The organism is Herbaspirillum sp. B65 (assembly GCF_000333555.1).
GTDB lineage: Bacteria > Pseudomonadota > Gammaproteobacteria > Burkholderiales > Burkholderiaceae_D > Herbaspirillum > Herbaspirillum rubrisubalbicans.
Window position 1 is genome coordinate 1 of sequence record NZ_BADI01001072.1, and the last position, 1,010, is coordinate 1,010.

General features: G+C 57.7%; 1 protein-coding gene. It reads right to left on the minus strand.

What is annotated here, in order from left to right; translation table 11 throughout:
* Positions 1 to 1,010, minus strand: a 1,010-nt coding sequence (locus I5W_RS32255) for a YDG domain-containing protein (protein WP_252717221.1), incomplete at both ends; no start/stop codon positions are given.

Here is a 1,010-nt window from a genome sequence, read left to right on the forward strand (position 1 = left end):
CGAGCTGCCATTGGCCGCACTAGCCTTACCCAACTGCACCGTCACGTTCCCATTCGACAGTGCTGCGTTCGTCGTCGTGTCATACACCTTATCCGACGCCGTCACGTTCGCCACTGTCACATTGGCCTTCGCGATGTTGGCTGTCGTCTTGTTCTGACTTGACGTGCTCAATGCGTAGTTCGTCGTGTCTGCCAACGCCACGTTCACGTTCACCATCTGGCTACCCGCCGCTGCGTTCGCATACGAGCCATTGACCGTGTAATTGCTATAGCCCGTCGCCGACGCCAACGTGCCATTCGCCGCGCTGGCGTTACCCAGCAACACCGTCGCTGCACCCACATTGCTGATGGCCGCGTTCGTCGTCGTGTCGTACACCTTATCCGATGCCGTCACGTTCGCTACCGTCACATTAGCCTTGGCAATCGTCGCCGTCGTCTGGTTCTGACTTGACGTGCTCAATGCGTAGTTCGTCGTGTCTGCTAACGCTACGTTCACGCTTACCGTCTGGCTACCTGCCGCGGCGTTCGCATACGAACCATTGACCGTGTAGTTGCTGTAGCCCGTGGCCGATGCCAATGTGCCATTCGCCGCGCTGGCATTACCCAGCAACACCGTGGCTGCACCCACATTGCTAATGGCCGCATTGGTCGTCGTGTCGTACACCTTATCCGATGCAGTCACGTTCGCCACCGTCACATTGGCCTTTACAATGTTGGCCGTCATGTTCTGCTGCGTCGTCCCAGACAACGTGTAGTTCGTCGTATCTGCCAACGCCACGTTCAGGCTCACAAGCTTGTTGCTACCTGCCGATGCATTCGCAAACGTCCCATTGGCCGTGTAGTTACTAAACGTCGTCGCATTGGCGAGGCTGCCATTGGCCGCACTAGCATTACCCAACTGCACCGTCACGTTCCCATTCGACAGTGCTGCGTTCGTCGTCGTGTCGTACACCTTATCCGACGCCGTCACGTTCGCCACCGTCACATTGGCCTTCGCAATGTGGCGTCGTC